Below are 18,204 nucleotides of genomic sequence, written 5' to 3'. Positions count from 1 at the left end.
CATGAGCGCCCCAACCCCGGCCCCCGGCGACGACAGGCCCCGCGAAGGGTATTACCCGGACCCCTCCATCCCCGGATACGTCCGGTACTGGAACGGCGCTGCCTGGGTGCCGGGCACGAGCCGTCCGGCGCCGTCCGAGGGCGAACGGCTCGCGCCTCCGCCGGGTGCGGGCCCCGTCCATGTGCCCGCACCGGCACCTTCGCCCGAGTACTCGGCCCCGCACGGGACGTCGCGCGAACCGGCGGCCACTCCCACGACGGAGGAGACGGGGCCGCACTTCTTCGACGAGGACCCGCAGCCCGCCGATCCGTCCCCGCGGGTGTCGCCGGCCGACGCGCAGCACGGCAGCCGGCCGGAACCCGCCAGCGCGTGGGGCGCCGACCGGTCCCGGCAGACAGGCTTCGGCGGTGAGCAGGACCGCCGGGTCTCCTGGGGCGCGCCGCACGGTGTCGACCCCCGCGTGCCGCGTGCCGCGCAGCCCGCAGAACCGGCCGTGCAGCCCGACGGCGTGTCCGCCCGCACGGACGGCACGGCGACGATCCCGCCCGCGGACTCCGCCGGCGGCGCTCAGCCTCCCGCGTCCGGCGGCACCGTCGTCTTCCGCCGGCCCACGGGACCGGTGCGGCCCGCGGGCCAGGAGGACGGCCAGGGTTCCGGCGGTGCGGAGGAAGCAGGGAACACCGGCTCCGCCGCACCCGGCTCCCAGGGCGCCCAGGACTCCCCTCCCGCCGAAGGCACCATGGCCTTCCGCGCGCTCTCCCCGCGCACGGACCGACAGGGCGGGGCGCAGACGGGGAGCACGGCCCCGGCCGCGGGCACGTCCGGCAGCCCCGCCGCGTCCGGTGCTCCCGCCACGTCCGGCACGCCGAGCGGTCCCGCCGCGTCCGGACCGTCCGGCGCGGGTGCCCCGCCGGCGGGCGGCTTCGGCGCCGGGCAGGCCGCGCAGGCCGCCGGCGCGGTGCGGAACGCCGCCGCACCGTCGGCTCCGGCTCCGGCCGTCCCCCAGCAGTCCGGCGGCTCCACTCCCGTGACCTCCGGTCCCGGTGGCGGACAGCCCTCCTGGGCACAGCAGGTGCACCGGCTCGCGGGTGCCCCGGCCGAGGAGGACCGGCCGGTCACGCCGTGGAAGCCGCCGGTCGACGACGTGTTCCAGGCCGCGGCGCGACGGCAGGCGGCGGCGCGGCCCGCCGGCCTCGGCAAGCGGCTCGCCGCACGGCTCGTGGACACCGTCGTCCTCGCCGGTGTGACCGCCGTGGCCGCCGTACCGCTGGGCACCAGGGCGATCGACCACGTGAACGAGAAGATCGACGCGGCCAAGCTGTCCGGTGAGAAGGTGACGGTCTGGCTGCTCGACGGCACGACCGGCAGCTGTCTCGGCATCGTCCTCGCCGTCCTGCTCGTCTTCGGTGTCCTGTACGACGCGCTGCCCACCGCCAAGTGGGGCCGCACGCTGGGCAAGAAGCTCTTCGGCCTGGAGGTGCGCGACATCGAGGCCCACGAACCGCCGGGCTTCGGCCTGGCGTTGCGCCGCTGGCTCGTCTACAGCGTCCCGGGGATCCTGGTCGTCGGTGTGGTCGGGGTGCTGTGGTGCCTGTTCGACAAGCCGTGGCGTCAGTGCTGGCACGACAAGGCGGCCCACACCTTCGTGGCGTCCTCCTAGGCCCCGGTCCCCAGCGGGGCGCCGGGAGCCGGTGGTCCCCCGGACGGCCGCTCGCCGGATGCGGCGGGGGAGGGTTCGCGGTCGACTCGGGCCATGAGCAGCGAACCGCCGCCCCCCGGGTCCGGCCAGCCACCGGACGACGACCCGTTCAAGAAGCAGCCCCCGCCCGCCGAGGGCGGCGGTTCGCCGTACGACAGCCCGGCGTCCCCGAGCGGTGGCTCGCAGCCTCCCGGATGGGGCGCTCCGCCCCCGGGCGACGGCGCTCCGCCGCCGGGCGGCACCCCGCCTCCCGGCGGCGGCTCACCGTACGACACCCCCTACGGCAGCCAGCCGCCCCCCTACGGCGGCGGAGAGCCGCCTCCGTACGGCGGGGGCGGCGGCGATCCCTACGGCCCCGGAGGGCCCTACGGCGGCGACCCGCTGGCCGGCATGCCTCCGCTCGCCGACAGCGGCAAGCGGGTGCTGGCGAGGATCATCGACATGATCCTGGTGGGCATCGTGGTGTGGCTGGTGTCGCTGGCCTTCGGCTTCCGCCAGTACACCGTGGACACGGACAAGATGCAGTTCGCCGATTCCTTCGGGAAGGAGGTGATCGCCGCCGTCCTCTTCGTCGCCTACGACACGATCATGATGAGCAGGACGGGCCAGACCCTCGGCAAGAAGCTGTTCAAGCTGCGGGTGGCCGACCTCGACAACGGCGCCACGCCCTCCGTGCAGACCATGCTGATCCGGTCGCTGGTCCTGTGGCTGCCGTTCGCGTTCTGCTGCGCGTGCATCTGGACGGCGATCGCCGGCGGCTGGAGCTTCTTCGACAAGCCCTACAAGCAGGGCCTGCACGACAAGGCGGCCAAGACGGTGGTGGTCAGCGCGGGCTGAGGCGGGGGAGGGACAACGGATCGGCGGGCCCGTGATCCACGGGCCCGCCGTCGTGTCGTCAGGAGGCCGTCGGCTCCCGCACCGGGTCGACACCGGCGGAGACGGGCTCCCGCTGCACGGGCACGCGCCGCGGCTCGGGCCGGGCGGCCGGAGCCGCGGCCGGTGGCGCGGTCCTCGGCAACGGCACCGTCATGGCGACGAGCAGACCGAGCGCGAGTGCCGAGACGGTGATCAGTGCGATCCCCAGGCCCGAACTCGTCTGAGACAGCAACAGCATGGCGAGGGTGGAGAAGATCACGGTGCAGGAACCGTAGGCGAGCTGTGCGGCGGTCGGACGAGGCATGGCAATCGTGTCCTCGGATGGGGGTACTCCCCCCGTGCCTCTCGCGATGGGGGAGGGTGCGGATAAGAATCGGGGGTGAGACAACGGTGTCGACTTGGCTTTCCGCCGACTTCCGACGCTCCGCCAATCGACTCTATTCGCCTGCATGCCCGAGTGGAACGACCGGTAAGCGTGACCTTACCCACGGTGCCGGAGCACAGGGGGCGCACGGAGTCATTACGTCCATCAAGTGGACATGTGGACGCGCCCGTTGGGGGTGTTTCGGGGCGTTCGGATACCGAACGCCCGCTCCGTATAGTGTACTTGCCAGGTTCAAGTCAAGGTCTGTTTTTTCTGTGTCAACTCCGGTCGAATGTCGTCACTTGAATCGCGTATACGCGCGCGGACACTCCTGAGACCGGGACCCCCCTCCGCGCGAGCGGACGCGGGGGAGGACATCAAGTGACCAGCAGACCATGGACGTTCAGAGCGACCGCGGTGGGCGTCGCCCTCGCGGCGGCCACCGCCACGTTCTCGACGTTCGCCGTGGCCCAGGCCGACGACGCGCCGTCGGTGCGTGCGGACCGCCACGACCCGATGCCGGCCAAGAACACGGTCGACCACGACCTCGACGGGCCGCTCAGCAAGACGCAGGACGCGCAGCGCCAGGAGGCCTTGAACCAGGTCATATCCGGTGACGCCAAGGTGCAGAACCGCAACGGTTCGCAGGTCGTCCAGCTGAAGAGCAAGAAGGGCGACAGCAAGTACGTCGAGCTGGGTCGCGAGAAGACCGACAAGATCTTCACGATCCTGGTCGAGTTCGGCGACAAGACGGACCCGAAGTACGGAGGCGGCGCCGGACCGCTGCACAACAAGATCGCCGCGCCGGACCGCAAGAAGGACAACAGCACGGCCTGGCAGGCGGACTACAACCAGAAGCACTTCCAGGACCTCTACTTCGGCACCGGCAAGAAGACCGAGTCGATGAAGAAGTTCTACGAGAAGCAGTCCTCGGGCCGCTACTCGGTCGACGGCGAGGTCGCGGACTGGGTCAAGGTCCCCTACAACGAGGCCCGTTACGGCAACAACGCCTGCGGCTCCACCAACTGCCCGAGCGTGTGGAACGTCGTCAGCGACGGCGTCACGGCCTGGGTCGCTGAGCAGAAGGCGGCCGGCAAGTCCGACGCGGCCATCAAGGCGGACCTCGCGCGGTTCGACCAGTGGGACCGCTACGACTACGACGGCGACGGCAACTTCAACGAGCCCGACGGCTACATCGACCACTTCCAGATCGTGCACGCCGGTGAGGACGAGTCCGCGGGCGGCGGCGTCGAGGGCACCGACGCGATCTGGGCCCACCGCTGGTACGCCTTCGGCACCGACGCCGGCGCCACCGGCCCCGCGAACAACAAGCTGGGCGGCGCGCAGATCGGCTCCAGCGGCATCTGGGTCGGCGACTACACCATCCAGCCGGAGAACGGCGGACTCGGCGTCTTCGCCCACGAGTACGGCCACGACCTCGGTCTGCCGGACCACTACGACACCGCCGGCGGCGACAACTCCACCGGTTTCTGGACCCTGATGTCCTCCGGTTCGTGGCTCGGCACCGGCAAGGAGTCCATCGGCGACCTGCCGGGCGACTTCAACGCCTGGGACAAGCTGCAGCTGGGCTGGCTGAACTACGACACGGCCAAGGCCGGCAAGCAGTCCACGCACAAGCTGGGCGTCGCCGAGTACAACACCTGGAACAAGCAGGCGCTCGTCGTCTCGCTGCCCGACAAGGCGGTCACGACCACGGTCGTGAACCCCGCGCAGGGCTCGACCCAGTGGTGGAGCGGCAGCGGCGACAACCTCAAGAACACGCTGACCCGTTCCGTGGACCTCACGGGCAAGTCGGCGGCGAAGCTGACCCTCGACGGCTGGTACGACATCGAGGCGAACTACGACTACCTCTACACCGAGGTCTCGACCGACGGCGGCGCCAACTGGACCGCTCTCGACGGCACGGTGGACGGCGCCGCCATCCCGCGCGACGGCAGTGACAAGCCCGCCCTGACCGGCACGGTCGACAGCTACAAGAAGCTGTCGTACTCGCTCGACGCCTACGCCGGCAAGAAGATCGACCTCCGCTTCCGCTACCAGACCGACGGCGGCGTGGCGCAGAAGGGCTTCGCGGCCGACGAGATCTCCGTGACCGCGGACGGTACGCCGCTCTTCTCGGACAACGCCGAGTCGGCGGACGCCGCCTGGACCGCGGCGGGCTTCTCCCGCATCGGCGCCTCGTTCACCAAGGACTACGCGCAGTACTACCTCGCGGAGAACCGCCAGTACGTCTCGTACGACAAGACCCTCAAGGTCGGCCCGTACAACTTCGGCTTCTCGACGACCCGTCCGGACTGGGTGGAGCACTACCCGTACCAGAACGGCCTGTTGATCTGGAAGTGGGACACCTCGCAGGCGGACAACAACACCAGCCAGCACCCGGGTGTCGGCCTCGCGCTGCCCGTCGACTCGCACCCGAAGGCCCTGTGGTGGGACAACGGGACGCTGATGCGCAACCGCATCCAGGCCTACGACTCGACGTTCAGCCTGTACCGCACGGACGGCATCACGCTGCACAGCGCGGACGTCGCGACGAAGATCCCGTCGTCGAAGGGTGTGTCGGTCTTCAACGACCACACCAGCGACTACTACGACAACCGGAACCCCACCGGTGGTGTCAAGATCACTGACACCAACACCAAGATCACGATCGTCAAGGAGGCCAAGGACGGCTCGACGATCTCGCTCCGGGTGGACCCTGCGGTGAAGTAGACCGCGTTTACGCAGGTCAGAAGGCGATCGGCGGCAACCCCCTGGCGGGTTGCCGCCGATCGTGTTTAGGTGCGTGCTGTGGTTTTCTTATTGACACCGGTCCGCACGGGGGTGTGACTGCATGGCCGCAGGAGGTTTCTGCAAGCTGCCGAACGGCAGCGTGGTGGTGGCGCTGAACCTGCCCAGTCCGGCGGGCTCGGCGGGCGGCTGCGTGCGCTTCCTGGTGCTCGCCCAGAACCGGGCCCGCGCCCTGACCCGGCTGCGGAACCTGGGGCTGCGGGCGGTCTACCTCCGCGGCAACGCGGCCCCGCCCACTCCGGACGAGGTCACCGCGGTCCTGCACCACCCGGACGGCCTCATATGGCGGACCGCACCCGACAACGGTGTCGAGCTCTCCCAGGAGCTGTGGCATCCCGTCAGGGCCCTGCTCAGACGTCCGACACCCCAGATGTGACCATCCGCGATCGCCTGTGACTCTTCGTGAGCGGCGGGCCGCGGGTCGGCGCCGCGGGCACGCGAGCGGCACGCCCGGACGAGGTGGCCGGACGACGCGGTCGCGTGCCTAGACGACGGGCTTGCCGGTGAGCTCCACACCGGCCGCGCGCAGCTCCTCCAGCGCCCGCTCGGTGGTCTCCTCGGCCACCCCGGCCGTGAGGTCGAGCAGCACCTGCGTGCGGAAGCCCGCGCGGGCGGCGTCCAGCGCGGTCGCCCGTACGCAGTGGTCGGTCGCGATGCCCACGACGTCGACCTCGTCGATCTCGCGGGCCCGCAGCCAGTCGGCCAGCGGGACGCCGTTCTCGTCGGCGCCCTCGAAGCCGCTGTAGGCCGCCGCGTACGCGCCCTTGTCGAAGACGGCGTCGATCGCGCCGGAGGCGACGGCGGGGGCGAAGTTCGGGTGGAATCCGACGCCCTCCGTGCCGGCCACGCAGTGCGCGGGCCAGGAGTGCACGTAGTCGGGATTGTCGGCGAAGTGGCCGCCGGGGGCGACATGGAGGTCACGGGTGGCGACGACGTGCCGGTAGCCGGCGGGCGCCTGCCCGATCAGCTCCGTGATGGCGGCGGCCACGTCGGCACCCCCGGCCACCGCGAGGCTGCCTCCCTCGCAGAAGTCGTTCTGCACGTCTACGACGATCAAGGCGCGGCGCATGGTCGGTGTCCTTCGACGGTGGGATGCGACGGGAGGGTGCGGGCCCGGCCGTTGAACTACCGAGCCTAGAGACTTCCGGTGCGGTGCGGGAGGGGGCAAACGGTTTCCGCGAGGTGCGCAGGCACGCTGCCGTTGCATTCCCGCTCACCGGAGGTTCATGCGCCGGGCCCCTTCCGCCGCACCCGGCTCCCGGTGTCTCAGAGGTACTCGGTGGGGAGGACCGGCTCGCCGCGCGAGAGCTGGGTCGCCGACAGCGGGAGGTCGGCGCGGGCGGCGAAGTGCCGGTCGCGTACGACGTCCAGGGGCTCGCGGGCGAGGACCTGACCGCCCTTGACCAGCTCGACCAGGAGCAGTCGCTCGGCCAGTTCGTCGGGCACCGGCCCGGTACCGATCACCTCGGCCTCGGCGGCCCCGCGGTCGTCGAGGCGCCGCGCGGCCCACTTGCGGCCGCCTATGGACGTCTTCCCGCCCCTCGACCGCTTGGCGACCGGCTCCAGCGGGGCCCTCGCGTCCGTCGAGCCGGCGCGGGCGACCAGCTTGTAGACCATCGAGCAGGTGGGGTGGCCGGACCCCGTGACCAGCTGGGTGCCGACGCCGTACGCGTCCACCGGTGCCGCCGCCAGCGAGGCGATCGCGTACTCGTCCAGGTCCGAGGTCACGACGATCTTCGTGCTGGTCGCACCCAGCTCGTCCAGCTGCTGCCGCACCCGGTGCGCGACGAGCAGCAGGTCGCCGGAGTCGATGCGCACGGCACCGAGGTCGGTCCCGGCGACCTCGACGGCCGTGCGGACCGCCTCGGCGACGTCGTAGGTGTCCACGAGCAGCGTGGTGCCCCGGCCGAGCGAGTCCACCTGCGCCTGGAAGGCGTCGCGCTCCCGGTCGTGCAGCAGGGTGAAGGCGTGCGCGGACGTGCCCACCGTGGGGATCCCGTAGCGGAACCCGGCGGCCAGGTCGGAGGTGGTCGCGAACCCGCCGATGTAGGCGGCCCGCGAGGCGGCCACGGCGGCGAGCTCGTGGGTGCGCCGGGCGCCCATCTCGATCAGCGGCCGGTCGCCGGCGGCGGAGGTCATCCGGGAGGCGGCCGCGGCGATCGCCGAGTCGTGGTTGAGGATCGAGAGGATCACCGTCTCCAGGAGCACGCACTCCGCGAAGGAGCCCTCGACGCGCAGGATCGGCGAGCCCGGGAAGTACACCTCGCCCTCGGGGTAGCCCCAGATGTCCCCGCTGAAGCGGTAGGAGGCGAGCCACTCCAGGGTCGGCTCGTCGACGATGCCCCGCTCGCGCAGGAAGCCGAGGACGTCCGCCTCGAAGCGGAAGTTCTCGACGGCGTCGAGGACGCGCCCGGTGCCCGCCACCACTCCGTACCGCCGCCCTTCGGGCAGGCGGCGCGTGAAGACCTCGAAGACCGAGCGGCGCTCGGCGGTCCCCGCCGCGAGCGCGGCCTGCAGCATCGTCAGCTCGTACTGGTCCGTGAAGAGCGCTGTCGAGGGGACATCCACCGGCAGCCCGAGGCCCGCTGTGTTCATGGACGGGATCGTACCCCCATTTCGTCACTCTGACGATTTAGGGCCCCCGTTTAGAGGGGCCCGTTTGTGCGGGCCCCCCTCTCTGGTGGCAGCATGGGCGATGTGACGGCTCCCGCACCCCTAGAGATCGAAAAGACCGAATCGGCCGAGGAGGTCTTCGCCGTACCCGAGCCGGACGTCCCCTGGGTCACGATCGTCCACAACGACCCGGTCAACCTGATGAGCTATGTGACGTATGTCTTCCAGACGTACTTCGGCTACACGAAGGACAAGGCCACCAAGCTCATGCTCGACGTCCATCACAAGGGTCGTGCCGTCGTCTCCAGCGGCACGCGCGAGGAGATGGAACGCGACGTTCAGGCCATGCACGGCTACGGTCTGTGGGCCACCCTTCAGCAGGACCGGAAGTAGCGAACTCACTCCATGCCTGGACACTTCGAACCGCTCCCCGGCGGCGGCGCGGCCGTCGCGCTCGACGAGGTCGAGATCTCCATCATCCGCTCCCTCGCCGTGCAGCTCCTGGAGCTCATCGGCCCGGGCCCCGCGGAGAACGCCCCGGACGACCCGCTCGCCGAGCTGTTCGCGGAGGGCCCCAGCGAGCCGCCCAGCGACCCCGTGCTGCAGCGTCTGTTCCCCGACGCCTACAGCGGCCCCGGCGTCGAGGCGGCCACGCCCGAGGAGGCCGAGGAGCAGCGCGCCCACTCCGCGGAGTTCCGCCGCTTCACCGAGAACGACCTGCGCGCGGCCAAGCGGGAGAACGCCCTCACGGTGATCCGTTCCCTGGACGCGCTGACCCCCGGCGGCGACGGCGCCGCCGTCCTCGAGCTGTCCCTGGACGAGTCCCAGTCGTGGCTGCGCGCCCTGAACGACCTGCGCCTCGCGATCGGCTCCCGGCTCGACGTCACCGACGAGGACGACACCGACCACCTCTACCGGCTCCCGGACGAGGACCCGCGCAAGCCGATGGTGATGGCCTACCTCTGGCTCGGCGGTCTCCAGGAAACCCTGGTGACCACCCTTATGCCCTGAACTGTCAGGACAAATCACCCCCTGATGTTCGCTCAACGGACGCTCAAATCCGAATAACGATCGCGTCACCGCTCCGGCCCGCAATGCGGACCGGAGTCCTTATTTGTCCGGTTCTTCCTGTGGCGTGCCGCACACCGGCCGCCCCCGATCTCTGTTGCGGCCGTGATAAATCTTCACGACCGCCCGGCGGACACCACCCATGTCCCGCCGGGTGCGCCACCGAGCCGGCGGATCGCCGGCCAGGCACAAAGCTCCACCATCCGGGGGGATCGGGACCCGATCCGAAGCCAAGGGACTGGCTCGGGTCGGCATGGAGAAAGGCGCACCGACATGACCTCATCGCAGGTCGACAAGCAGTACGACGGCAGTGAGGCCGTGGGCGGCGACACCCTCGAAGAGGGGTACGAGCGCGGGCTCGGCAGCCGTCAGGTCCAGATGATCGCGATCGGCGGCGCCATCGGCGTCGGTCTCTTCCTGGGAGCCGGGGCGAACATCGCCAAGGCCGGACCCAGCCTCATCCTGATGTACGCCCTCGCCGGCGTCATCATCTTCTTCATCATGCGGGCGCTCGGCGAGCTCCTGCTGTACCGCCCCGTCTCGGGCTCCTTCGCGGAGTACTCCCGCGAGTTCCTCGGCCCGTTCTTCGGCTACTTCACCGGCTGGACGTACTGGCTGATGTGGGTGGTGACCGGCATGGCCGAGCTGACGGCCGCCGCGATCTACGTCCACTACTGGTTCCCGTCCGTCCCGCAATGGGTGACGGCGCTGGTCTTCCTGGTGGTCCTGTTCGTGGCCAACCTGATCTCGGTGAAGCTGTTCGGCGAGATCGAGTTCTGGTTCTCGATGGTCAAGGTCACCGCGCTCATCGGCATGATCGTGATCGGCCTCGGCGTGCTCACCTTCGGCTTCAGCTCCGCCGGTGACACCGCGACGGTCTCCAACCTCTGGCAGTTCGACGGCTTCTTCCCCAAGGGCATCGGCTCCTCCCTGATGACCCTCCAGGGCGTCATGTTCGCCTACCTCGCCGTCGAGCTCGTCGGCGTCACCGCGGGCGAGTCCGAGAACCCCGAGAAGACGCTCCCGAAGGCCATCAACACCCTGCCCTGGCGCATCGCCCTCTTCTACGTCGGTGCCCTCACGGTCATCCTCTGCGTCGTGAAGTGGACCGAGTTCGCACCAGGTGTGAGCCCCTTCGTGAAGGCGTTCGCCATGATCGGCATCCCCGCCGGCGCCGGCATCGTCAACTTCGTGGTGCTCACCGCGGCCCTGTCCTCCTGCAACTCGGGCATGTACTCCACGGGCCGCATGCTGCGCACCCTCGCGGACAACGGCGAGGCCCCGAAGGTCTTCAACAAGCTCTCCTCGACGAAGACCCCGGCCATCGGCATCACCGTCTCGATGCTCTTCATGGGCATCGGCGTGGTCCTGAACTACATCGTCCCGGAGAAGGCCTTCGGCTACGTCACCTCCGTCGCCACCGCGGCCGGCATCTGGACCTGGCTGATGATCCTGATCAGCCACATCCTGTACCGCCGCGCGGTCGACGCCGGCCGCCTGCCCGCGTCCTCCTTCCCCGCCCCGGGCGGTGCGAAGTGCAGCTGGATCGCGGTCGTGTTCCTGCTCTTCGTCACCGGACTGATCGCGTACGACGCCGACTCCCGCGTCTGCCTCTACGTGATGGCCGGCTGGGCCGTCGCCCTCGGCATCGGCTGGGCGGTCCTCAAGGCGCGGAACCCGCAGGTCGCCGAGCGCCGCGAGCCGGAGCTCGAGAAGGTCGGCTGAGCCGGCGCCTCGGGCCCTGAGGGCCGCGCGGGCGGACCCGGCAGGGCCGCGCGGCCAGGCCCTCCGGGCCTGAGCGCTCACCATCTGGGCCGCCCCGTACCACCCTTCGGTACGGGGCGGCCCTTCTGCTTATCCTGACCAGCATGCTGACCATCACCCAGGCCCTCGTCGACCAGATCGTCGCGCACGCGCGGCAGGACCACCCGGACGAGGCGTGCGGCGTCGTCGCCGGCCCGGCGGGCACCGGCCGCCCCGAGCGCTTCATCCCGATGCTCAACGCCGCCCGCTCGCCCACCTTCTACGAGTTCGACTCCGGTGACCTGCTGAAGCTCTACCGCGAGATGGGCGACCGCGACGAGGAGCCGGTCGTGATCTACCACTCGCACACGGCCACCGAGGCCTACCCGTCCCGCACGGACATCTCGTACGCGAACGAGCCCGGAGCCCACTACGTGCTCGTCTCGACCGCCGACGCGGACGACGCCGGACCCTTCCAGTTCCGCTCCTACCGGATCGTGGAGGGCGAGGTGACGGAGGAGGAGGTCACCGTCGTGGAGTCCTACTGATCTCACCTGGCGGCCGAAAGGCGTCCGGAATATGAGATCACATTCCGGGACCCGGACCGGGAATCGATACGATGAGCCCATGGTTTCCCCTGACGTGAGCGACAAGACGCCGGGCATGCTGCTCGTGGCGCGGCTGCACGTCGACCTGTGCAGGCTGCAGAGCGCCATCTGTACGCGCTGACCTGCCGCCGTACGGCCGTGAGCCGCGGCTCCGCACGCCACGTGCCCCTTGCTTCGCCCCCGTAGCGCGCCTTCCCCCGAGCTCCCGGCTTCGCCGGAGCAGGGGGCGCACCGACCCTGACTACTTCCGACAGGAGCCCGCAACCATGGCCATCGAGGTCCGCATCCCCACCATCCTCCGCACCTACACCGACGGCCAGAAGGCCGTCGAGGGGACCGGGGACACCCTCGCCGAGCTGTTCGCCGACCTCGAGACCCGGCACACGGGCATCCAGGCCCGCATCGTCGACGAGGGCAAGCTGCGCCGCTTCGTCAACGTCTACCTGAACGACGAGGACGTCCGCTTCCTCGACAGCATCAACACCAAGCTGTCCGACGGCGACACCGTGACGATCCTGCCGGCCGTCGCCGGCGGCATGGCCTGATAGGCCGCTGATCCCTCATGCGCTACGACTCCCCGCTCGCCGCGGTGGGCAACACCCCTCTGGTGCGCCTGCCGCGGCTGTCGCCGTCCGCGGACGTCCGGATCTGGGCCAAGCTGGAGGACCGCAACCCGACCGGCTCGGTCAAGGACCGCCCCGCGCTGCACATGATCGAACAGGCGGAGAAGGACGGCCGGTTGACCCCCGGCTGCACGATCCTGGAGCCGACGAGCGGCAACACCGGCATCTCGCTGGCCATGGCGGCCAAGCTCAAGGGCTACCGCATGGTGTGCGTCATGCCCGAGAACACCTCCCAGGAGCGCCGTGACCTGCTCGGCATGTGGGGCGCGGAGATCATCTCCAGCCCGGCCGCCGGGGGTTCCAACACCGCCGTCCGCGTCGCCAAGGAGCTGTCGGCCGAGCACCCCGACTGGGTGATGCTCTACCAGTACGGCAACCCGGACAACGCGGGAGCGCACTACGCGACGACCGGTCCGGAGATCCTCGCGGACCTCCCCTCCATCACGCACTTCGTGGCGGGCCTCGGCACCACCGGCACCCTGATGGGCGTCGGGCGTTACCTGCGCGAGCACAAGCCCGACGTCAGGATCGTCGCCGCGGAACCCCGCTACGACGACCTGGTCTACGGTCTGCGCAACCTCGACGAGGGCTTCGTGCCCGAGCTGTACGACGCCTCGGTCCTGACGAGCCGCTTCTCCGTGGGCTCGGCGGACGCGGTCACCCGCACCCGGGAACTGCTCCAGCAGGAGGGCATCTTCGCGGGCGTCTCCACCGGCGCGGCACTGCACGCGGCGATCGGCGTCGGCAACAAGGCGCTGAAGGCGGGCGAGTCCGCCGACATCGCCTTCGTCGTCGCCGACGGCGGCTGGAAGTACCTCTCCACGGGCGTCTACACGGCGGCCACCACGGAGGAAGCGATCGAGACGCTCCAGGGCCAGCTCTGGGCGTGATGCGCCCACCGGACGGGTCCACGGACCCGTCCGGTCCGCCCACGCGCGCGACAGGCGGCCCGTCCGGCCCGCCCGCGCGGGCGAGCGATGACCCCTCCGGTCCGGCGGCACGGGCGAGGAGCGCCGGTCCCCGTCCCAGCGCAGCCGCGCCGGGACGGCCCCGTCTCTGACGCCGGACACCTCGTCATCTCGGCCCGCGGTGGGCAGGCAGCCGTCGTCGCGGCCCGTGGTGCGCGGGTGACCGCAGTTTTGGCCCGCGGTGCGCGGGCAATCACCGCCTCGGCCCGCGGTGCGCGGGCGATCACCGCCTCGGCCCGCGGTGCGCGGGCAATCACCGCCTCGGCCCACGGTGCGCGGGCAATCACCGCCTCGGCCCGCGGTGCGCGGGCGACCACCGCCTCGGGGTGCCGTGCGCGGGCAGCGCCCGCGTGCCGGACACCCCACGCCGGGTCCCGCCGCGTGCGGGCGACCGCCGGGTCAGCCCGCCAGATACCGCACCTGGTCCCACAGCACGGGATCCATGACGCCCACCTTCCGGCGGAAGTCCCACACCGGCACGTCCCGCAGCTCGTCCGTCTCCAGGAAGCTGGGGCGTCCATGGGCGTCACCCACGGCACCCGGCGGCAGCGGGATCACTCCGGCCCGCTCGTCGTGGTACTTGCTGGTGATCTTCGCGACGACGGCCCGGTCCCCGCGCACGACGAGCACCAGGCACGGCCGGTCCTTCGCCCCCGGTGTGTCCTCGTAGGGGACGTTCGCCCACCAGATCTCCGCCGGCCGGGGCCGCGGCGCTCCGCGCCTGCGGCCCGGGGGGCGTCCGGGCGGGCGCGTACGCCCGGCCGGACGGCGCCCGCGGCGCCCCCAGCCGTCCACCAGCGTCGCGACCAGCGCGAGCAGCACCACGGCCGCGAGCGCGAGCCACCAGGACGTGTCCATAGCAACGAAGGTACCGGCGCGCATCCCAGCGCGCTCCCCGCCGCGAACACAGGGCGTCGCACGCTCGTCCCGACGTCCACCGAAACGGTGACACCACAGGTGAGTTCGCCCACAACGGCCCCTGGCGGAGGAGCGACCGGCCCTTTTGCGCCTTACGCTCGACGGACCGCACGACCCCCGTTCCCGTACCCGCTCCGAGTATCTGCATATCGCATCTACTCTCTGCACTTCCTGCCAGCGCGGAGGTTCCAGCTCTTATGAAGCTCACCGTCGTCGGCTGCTCGGGGTCGTTCCCGTCCGCGGAATCGGCCTGTTCGAGCTACCTCGTCGAGGCCGACGGCTTCAGGCTGCTTCTCGACATGGGCAATGGTGCCCTCGGCGAGCTGCAGCGCCACTGCGGTCTCTACGACCTCGACGCGATCTTCCTCAGCCATCTGCACGCCGACCACTGCATCGACATGTGCGCGTACTTCGTCGCACGCTACTACCGCCACGACGGCGGTCGCTGCGATCCCATCCCGGTCTACGGCCCCGAGGGCACGGAGCAGCGGCTCACCACGGCCTACGCCGACACGCCGTCCGCCTCCTCGATGAGCGAGGTCTTCGACTTCCACACGGTCAAGCCGGGCACGTTCGACGTCGGCCCGTTCACCGTGCACACCGAGCGGGTCCGCCACCCCGTGGAGGCCTACGGCATCCGCGTGGAGCACGGCGGAAAGTCACTGACGTACTCCGGGGACACCGGGGTGACCGAGGCGCTGGACGAACTGGCCCGCGACACGGACCTGTTCCTGTGCGAGGCCGCGTTCACCCATGGCAAGGAGGACATCCCCGACCTCCACCTCAACGGCCGCGAGGCGGGCGAGACCGCGACCCGCGCCGGCGCCCGCCGCCTCGTCCTCACGCACATCCCGCCGTGGACGGACCCGCGGACCAACCTCGCGGACGCCCGCGCCGCCTACGCGGGCCCGGTGGACCTGGCGGCGCCCCGGGTTTCGTACGAGATCTAGCGCCCGGACGCGGCCCCCACGCACGACAAGGCCCCCGGAACCGAACGGTTCCGGGGGCCTCCTCGCGCACGGGCGGTGCCGTTACTTGGCCTCGGCCTTCTGGAGCTCCGCGAGCTCCTCGTCGGACTCGCGGCCCGGCGTCGGCAGGTTGAACTTGGTGATCGCGAAGCGGAAGACGACGTAGTAGACCGCGGCGAAGCACAGGCCCACCAGGACCAGGCCCCACGGGTTGGTCGCGATGCCGAGGTTGAGGCCGAAGTCGACCGCGCCGGCCGAGAAGCCGAAGCCGTCCTTCATGCCGAGTGCCCAGGTCAGCGCCATCGAGACACCGGTGAGGACCGCGTGGATCGCGTACAGGACCGGCGCGATGAACATGAACGTGAACTCGATGGGCTCGGTGACACCCGTGACGAAGGAGGTCAGGGCGAGCGAGAACATCATGCCGCCGACGACCTTGCGGCGCTCGGGACGGGCGCAGTGCACGATCGCGAGGCAGGCGGCCGGGAGCGCGAACATCATGATCGGGAAGAAGCCGGTCATGAACTGTCCGGCGGTCGGGTCACCGGCCAGGAAGCGCCCGATGTCACCGCTCTTGCCGTGGTACTCGCCCGCCTGGAACCACGGGAACGAGTTCAGCAGGTGGTGCATGCCGATCGGGATGAGCGCGCGGTTGGCGACACCGAAGATGCCCGCGCCGACGGCGCCCGAACCGACCAGCCACTCACCGAAGTTGTGCAGCCCCGTGCCGAGGACCGGCCAGATGTAGCCGAAGACGATGCCGATGAGCAGGCCCGCGAAGGCGGAGAGGATCGGCACCAGTCGGCGGCCGCCGAAGAAGCCCGCCCAGTCGGGCAGCTTCGTGCGGTAGAAGCGCTGGTAGAGCAGGGCGACGACGATGCCCATCACCACGCCGCCGAGGACCTTGGCGTCCACCGGCGCGTCGACCATGACCACCTTGCCGTCGACGGCCGTGGCCACCTTCGGCAGGTTCTTGTCGGAGAACGTCGCCAGCACGTTCTTGAAGACCAGGTAGCCGACCACGGCCGCGAGCGCCGTCGAGCCGTCCGACTTCTTCGCGAAGCCGATCGCGATGCCCACGGCGAACAGCAGCGCCATGTTGTCGAGGATCGCGTTGCCACCGGCCGTCATGAACCCGGCGATCTTGGTGAGGAACGTGGGGAACGACTCGCGTCCCAGCATGTCGGCGTTGCCGAGGCGCACCAGCAGCGCGGCGGCGGGCAGGGTGGCGACCGGCAGCATCAGGCTTCGGCCGATGCGCTGCAGAACAGCCATCGCGCCGGAGCCCTTCTTCTTCGCGGCCGCGGGAGCGGCGCTGGCCGTGGACACAGGTTCCTCCAGTGAACATGGCGCCGCCCGGGGGACAAGGGGTGGGGACGGCGTGGTCTACACCACTCAGTGGTGTAGACCTGTTGTAGCACGGTGAAGGCTGGATAAGGAACCCGCGGATTTTGTGGGCTGGGCCATAGTCGGAAGAAGTGGCCGCACGGGGTTGCAGACGTGACGAAGGGCCCCCGGACCACACGGTCCGAAGGCCCCTGACGGGTACGGGGAAGACCTTACTTATGGCTTGGTCGTGTCCACCACCTCGTCCTCCGGCTCCCGCCCCGGAGTCCTGAGGTCGAACCTGGTGATCGCGAAGCGGAAGATCGCGTAATACACGACCGCGAAGCACAGCCCGATCGGGATGATCAGCCACGGCTTGGTCGCCAGATGCCAGTTGAGGGCGTAGTCGATCAGACCCGCCGAGAAACTGAATCCGTCGTGGACCCCGAGCCCCCACGTCACCGCCATCGACACACCTGTCAGGACCGCGTGGATCACATAGAGCAGCGGAGCGATGAACAAGAAGGAGTACTCGATCGGCTCGGTGATGCCCGTGACGAACGACGTCAGCGCGACCGAGAGCATCATCCCGCCGATCTCCTTGCGGCGATGCGGCTTCGCGCAGTGGGCCATGGCCAGCGCGGCGGCCGGCAGCGCGAACATCATGATCGGGAAGAACCCCGAGGTGAACTGGCCCGCGTCCGGGTCACCGTGCAGGAACATGTTGATGTCTCCGTGCACCACCTCCCCGCTCGGCGTGGTGAAACTGCCGAACTGGAACCAGATGGGCACGTTCAGGAACTGGTGCAGACCGATGACGAGCAGCGCCCGGTTCGCCACGCCGAACACACCCGCGCCCCACGCGCCCAGACTCACCAGCCAGTCGCTGAAGCTCTCCAGCCCGTCGCCGATCGGCGGCCAGACCCACAGGCACAGCCCGGCGAACACGATGGCCACGAACGACATGATGATCGGCACCAGCCGGCGCCCGTTGAAGAAGCCGAGCCAGTCCACCAGCTTGGTGCGGTGGTACCGCTGCCAGAAGTACGCGGTCATCAGCCCCATGAGGATCCCGCCGAAGACCCCCGGATTCTGGTACGTGAACGCCGTCACGGAGAAGTCGGGCGCCTGGCAGCCGATGTCCTTGATGACCTTCGCCTGCTGGGCACACTTCTCCGGGAACTCGTGCAGCACGCCCAGATACACGAGGAATCCCGCTACCGCCGCGAGCGCGGTGGAACCGTCCGCCTTCTTCGCCATGCCGATGGCCACCCCGACGCAGAACAGCAGCGGCAGCCCCAGCTCACCGTCCAGCAGAGCGGTGCCCGCACCCTTCATCACCTTCGAGACGCCGTCCCAGCCGAGCCCGTCGGCCCCGAACACGTCCGGCTGGCCCAGCCGGGTCAGGATGCCCGCCGCCGGCAGCACCGCGATGGGGAGCTGAAGACTGCGCCCCATCTTCTGCATCCCCTGGAACAGACCGTTCCAGCGGTCGCGCGCGGTGGGAGCGGTGCTGTCCGCAGTCATGGGCGTCCTCCGGGCGAGGCCGGGTTTGGCGCCCGCCCGCCCACTGGTGTAGACCAGTTGATGACCGGTCGCTCTGTCGTGACCGCCATCAT

The 18,204-nt window shown here is 70.2% G+C and carries 18 protein-coding genes; 12 read left to right on the top strand and 6 right to left on the bottom strand.

Annotation, left to right across the window (positions count from 1 at the left end; all coding sequences use genetic code 11):
- Window position 1 precedes the first annotated feature (1 nt).
- Window positions 2-1,660, top strand: coding sequence for an RDD family protein (locus ACZ4IF_RS05525; RefSeq protein ID WP_467559718.1), 1,659 nt, complete (start codon window positions 2-4; stop codon window positions 1,658-1,660).
- 93 nt (window positions 1,661-1,753) lie between these two features.
- A complete protein-coding gene (locus ACZ4IF_RS05520; RefSeq protein ID WP_467559716.1) occupies window positions 1,754-2,536 on the top strand; it encodes an RDD family protein in 783 nt (260 codons plus the stop codon).
- A gap of 58 nt (window positions 2,537-2,594) precedes the next feature.
- On the opposite strand, the gene ACZ4IF_RS05515 is transcribed toward ACZ4IF_RS05520, so the two are convergent.
- A complete protein-coding gene (locus ACZ4IF_RS05515; RefSeq protein WP_179332442.1) occupies window positions 2,595-2,879 on the bottom strand; it encodes a hypothetical protein in 285 nt (94 codons plus the stop codon).
- 441 nt (window positions 2,880-3,320) lie between these two features.
- Here ACZ4IF_RS05515 and ACZ4IF_RS05510 point away from each other — a divergent pair, with 441 nt between their 5' ends.
- Window positions 3,321-5,672, top strand: coding sequence for an immune inhibitor A domain-containing protein (locus tag ACZ4IF_RS05510; protein ID WP_467559714.1), 2,352 nt, complete (start codon window positions 3,321-3,323; stop codon window positions 5,670-5,672).
- Between the two features lie 121 nt (window positions 5,673-5,793).
- Window positions 5,794-6,126 carry a hypothetical protein gene (locus ACZ4IF_RS05505; RefSeq protein ID WP_467559712.1) on the top strand — a complete coding sequence of 111 codons (333 nt, stop codon included), beginning with the start codon at window positions 5,794-5,796 and terminating at the stop codon, window positions 6,124-6,126.
- 108 nt (window positions 6,127-6,234) lie between these two features.
- On the opposite strand, the gene ACZ4IF_RS05500 is transcribed toward ACZ4IF_RS05505, so the two are convergent.
- Window positions 6,235-6,819: an isochorismatase family protein gene (locus ACZ4IF_RS05500; protein WP_095934632.1), complete on the bottom strand. Its 585-nt coding sequence runs from the start codon at window positions 6,817-6,819 to the stop codon at window positions 6,235-6,237.
- Window positions 6,820-7,016: 197 nt separating this feature from the next.
- Window positions 7,017-8,345, bottom strand: a complete 1,329-nt coding sequence (locus ACZ4IF_RS05495) for a nicotinate phosphoribosyltransferase (protein WP_467559710.1) — start codon at window positions 8,343-8,345, stop codon at window positions 7,017-7,019.
- A 93-nt stretch (window positions 8,346-8,438) separates the two neighbouring features.
- On the opposite strand from ACZ4IF_RS05495, the gene clpS reads away from it, so the two are divergent.
- The 7 genes from clpS to ACZ4IF_RS05460 all read left to right on the top strand — a co-directional run bounded on the left by clpS (window position 8,439) and on the right by ACZ4IF_RS05460 (window position 13,295).
- Window positions 8,439-8,756, top strand: coding sequence for an ATP-dependent Clp protease adapter ClpS (gene clpS / locus ACZ4IF_RS05490; RefSeq protein ID WP_028804747.1), 318 nt, complete (start codon window positions 8,439-8,441; stop codon window positions 8,754-8,756).
- Window positions 8,757-8,768: 12 nt separating this feature from the next.
- A complete protein-coding gene (locus ACZ4IF_RS05485; protein ID WP_359491664.1) occupies window positions 8,769-9,374 on the top strand; it encodes a DUF2017 domain-containing protein in 606 nt (201 codons plus the stop codon).
- Between the two features lie 330 nt (window positions 9,375-9,704).
- Window positions 9,705-11,156: an amino acid permease gene (locus ACZ4IF_RS05480; RefSeq protein WP_467559707.1), complete on the top strand. Its 1,452-nt coding sequence runs from the start codon at window positions 9,705-9,707 to the stop codon at window positions 11,154-11,156.
- A gap of 143 nt (window positions 11,157-11,299) precedes the next feature.
- Window positions 11,300-11,722 (top strand): M67 family metallopeptidase, encoded by a 423-nt coding sequence (locus tag ACZ4IF_RS05475; protein WP_467559705.1) that lies wholly within the window; start codon window positions 11,300-11,302, stop codon window positions 11,720-11,722.
- A 79-nt stretch (window positions 11,723-11,801) separates the two neighbouring features.
- The gene (locus ACZ4IF_RS05470; RefSeq protein ID WP_323186695.1) at window positions 11,802-11,903 is read left to right on the top strand and encodes a putative leader peptide; all 102 of its coding nucleotides are present in this window, start codon (window positions 11,802-11,804) and stop codon (window positions 11,901-11,903) included.
- Window positions 11,904-12,048: 145 nt separating this feature from the next.
- Complete coding sequence (locus tag ACZ4IF_RS05465) at window positions 12,049-12,327, top strand: MoaD/ThiS family protein (RefSeq protein WP_028804751.1); 279 nt, start codon at window positions 12,049-12,051, stop codon at window positions 12,325-12,327.
- Window positions 12,328-12,344: 17 nt separating this feature from the next.
- A complete protein-coding gene (locus ACZ4IF_RS05460) occupies window positions 12,345-13,295 on the top strand; it encodes a PLP-dependent cysteine synthase family protein (RefSeq protein ID WP_345640929.1) in 951 nt (316 codons plus the stop codon).
- Window positions 13,296-13,772: 477 nt separating this feature from the next.
- Here ACZ4IF_RS05460 and ACZ4IF_RS05455 read toward each other — a convergent pair whose 3' ends face one another.
- Window positions 13,773-14,231 carry a type II toxin-antitoxin system PemK/MazF family toxin gene (locus ACZ4IF_RS05455; RefSeq protein WP_345640931.1) on the bottom strand — a complete coding sequence of 153 codons (459 nt, stop codon included), beginning with the start codon at window positions 14,229-14,231 and terminating at the stop codon, window positions 13,773-13,775.
- Between the two features lie 257 nt (window positions 14,232-14,488).
- On the opposite strand from ACZ4IF_RS05455, the gene ACZ4IF_RS05450 reads away from it, so the two are divergent.
- Window positions 14,489-15,241, top strand: a complete 753-nt coding sequence (locus ACZ4IF_RS05450) for an MBL fold metallo-hydrolase (RefSeq protein WP_467559702.1) — start codon at window positions 14,489-14,491, stop codon at window positions 15,239-15,241.
- 81 nt (window positions 15,242-15,322) lie between these two features.
- On the opposite strand, the gene ACZ4IF_RS05445 is transcribed toward ACZ4IF_RS05450, so the two are convergent.
- Together ACZ4IF_RS05445 and ACZ4IF_RS05440 are read right to left on the bottom strand one after the other, a co-directional pair.
- Window positions 15,323-16,588, bottom strand: coding sequence for a PTS transporter subunit EIIC (locus tag ACZ4IF_RS05445; RefSeq protein ID WP_345640936.1), 1,266 nt, complete (start codon window positions 16,586-16,588; stop codon window positions 15,323-15,325).
- Window positions 16,589-16,822: 234 nt separating this feature from the next.
- Window positions 16,823-18,112 (bottom strand): PTS transporter subunit EIIC, encoded by a 1,290-nt coding sequence (locus tag ACZ4IF_RS05440; protein WP_467559700.1) that lies wholly within the window; start codon window positions 18,110-18,112, stop codon window positions 16,823-16,825.
- Between the last annotated feature and the right edge of the window lie 92 nt (window positions 18,113-18,204).

This window comes from Streptomyces sp. NPDC025784 (assembly GCF_055558435.1).
The sequence above is the reverse complement of the archived record's forward strand: the minus strand, read 5'-3'. Positions and strand labels throughout refer to the sequence as shown.

Coding starts and splice junctions, on each gene's coding strand:
- ACZ4IF_RS05525 (WP_467559718.1), top strand. CDS start 2: ATGAGCGCCCCAACCCCGGCCCCCGGCGACGACAGGCCCCGCGAAGGG.
- ACZ4IF_RS05520 (WP_467559716.1), top strand. CDS start 1,754: ATGAGCAGCGAACCGCCGCCCCCCGGGTCCGGCCAGCCACCGGACGAC.
- ACZ4IF_RS05515 (WP_179332442.1), bottom strand. CDS start 2,879: ATGCCTCGTCCGACCGCCGCACAGCTCGCCTACGGTTCCTGCACCGTG.
- ACZ4IF_RS05505 (WP_467559712.1), top strand. CDS start 5,794: ATGGCCGCAGGAGGTTTCTGCAAGCTGCCGAACGGCAGCGTGGTGGTG.
- ACZ4IF_RS05500 (WP_095934632.1), bottom strand. CDS start 6,819: ATGCGCCGCGCCTTGATCGTCGTAGACGTGCAGAACGACTTCTGCGAG.
- ACZ4IF_RS05495 (WP_467559710.1), bottom strand. CDS start 8,345: ATGAACACAGCGGGCCTCGGGCTGCCGGTGGATGTCCCCTCGACAGCG.
- clpS (WP_028804747.1), top strand. CDS start 8,439: ATGGGCGATGTGACGGCTCCCGCACCCCTAGAGATCGAAAAGACCGAA.
- ACZ4IF_RS05485 (WP_359491664.1), top strand. CDS start 8,769: ATGCCTGGACACTTCGAACCGCTCCCCGGCGGCGGCGCGGCCGTCGCG.
- ACZ4IF_RS05480 (WP_467559707.1), top strand. CDS start 9,705: ATGACCTCATCGCAGGTCGACAAGCAGTACGACGGCAGTGAGGCCGTG.
- ACZ4IF_RS05475 (WP_467559705.1), top strand. CDS start 11,300: ATGCTGACCATCACCCAGGCCCTCGTCGACCAGATCGTCGCGCACGCG.
- ACZ4IF_RS05470 (WP_323186695.1), top strand. CDS start 11,802: ATGGTTTCCCCTGACGTGAGCGACAAGACGCCGGGCATGCTGCTCGTG.
- ACZ4IF_RS05465 (WP_028804751.1), top strand. CDS start 12,049: ATGGCCATCGAGGTCCGCATCCCCACCATCCTCCGCACCTACACCGAC.
- ACZ4IF_RS05460 (WP_345640929.1), top strand. CDS start 12,345: ATGCGCTACGACTCCCCGCTCGCCGCGGTGGGCAACACCCCTCTGGTG.
- ACZ4IF_RS05455 (WP_345640931.1), bottom strand. CDS start 14,231: ATGGACACGTCCTGGTGGCTCGCGCTCGCGGCCGTGGTGCTGCTCGCG.
- ACZ4IF_RS05450 (WP_467559702.1), top strand. CDS start 14,489: ATGAAGCTCACCGTCGTCGGCTGCTCGGGGTCGTTCCCGTCCGCGGAA.
- ACZ4IF_RS05440 (WP_467559700.1), bottom strand. CDS start 18,112: ATGACTGCGGACAGCACCGCTCCCACCGCGCGCGACCGCTGGAACGGT.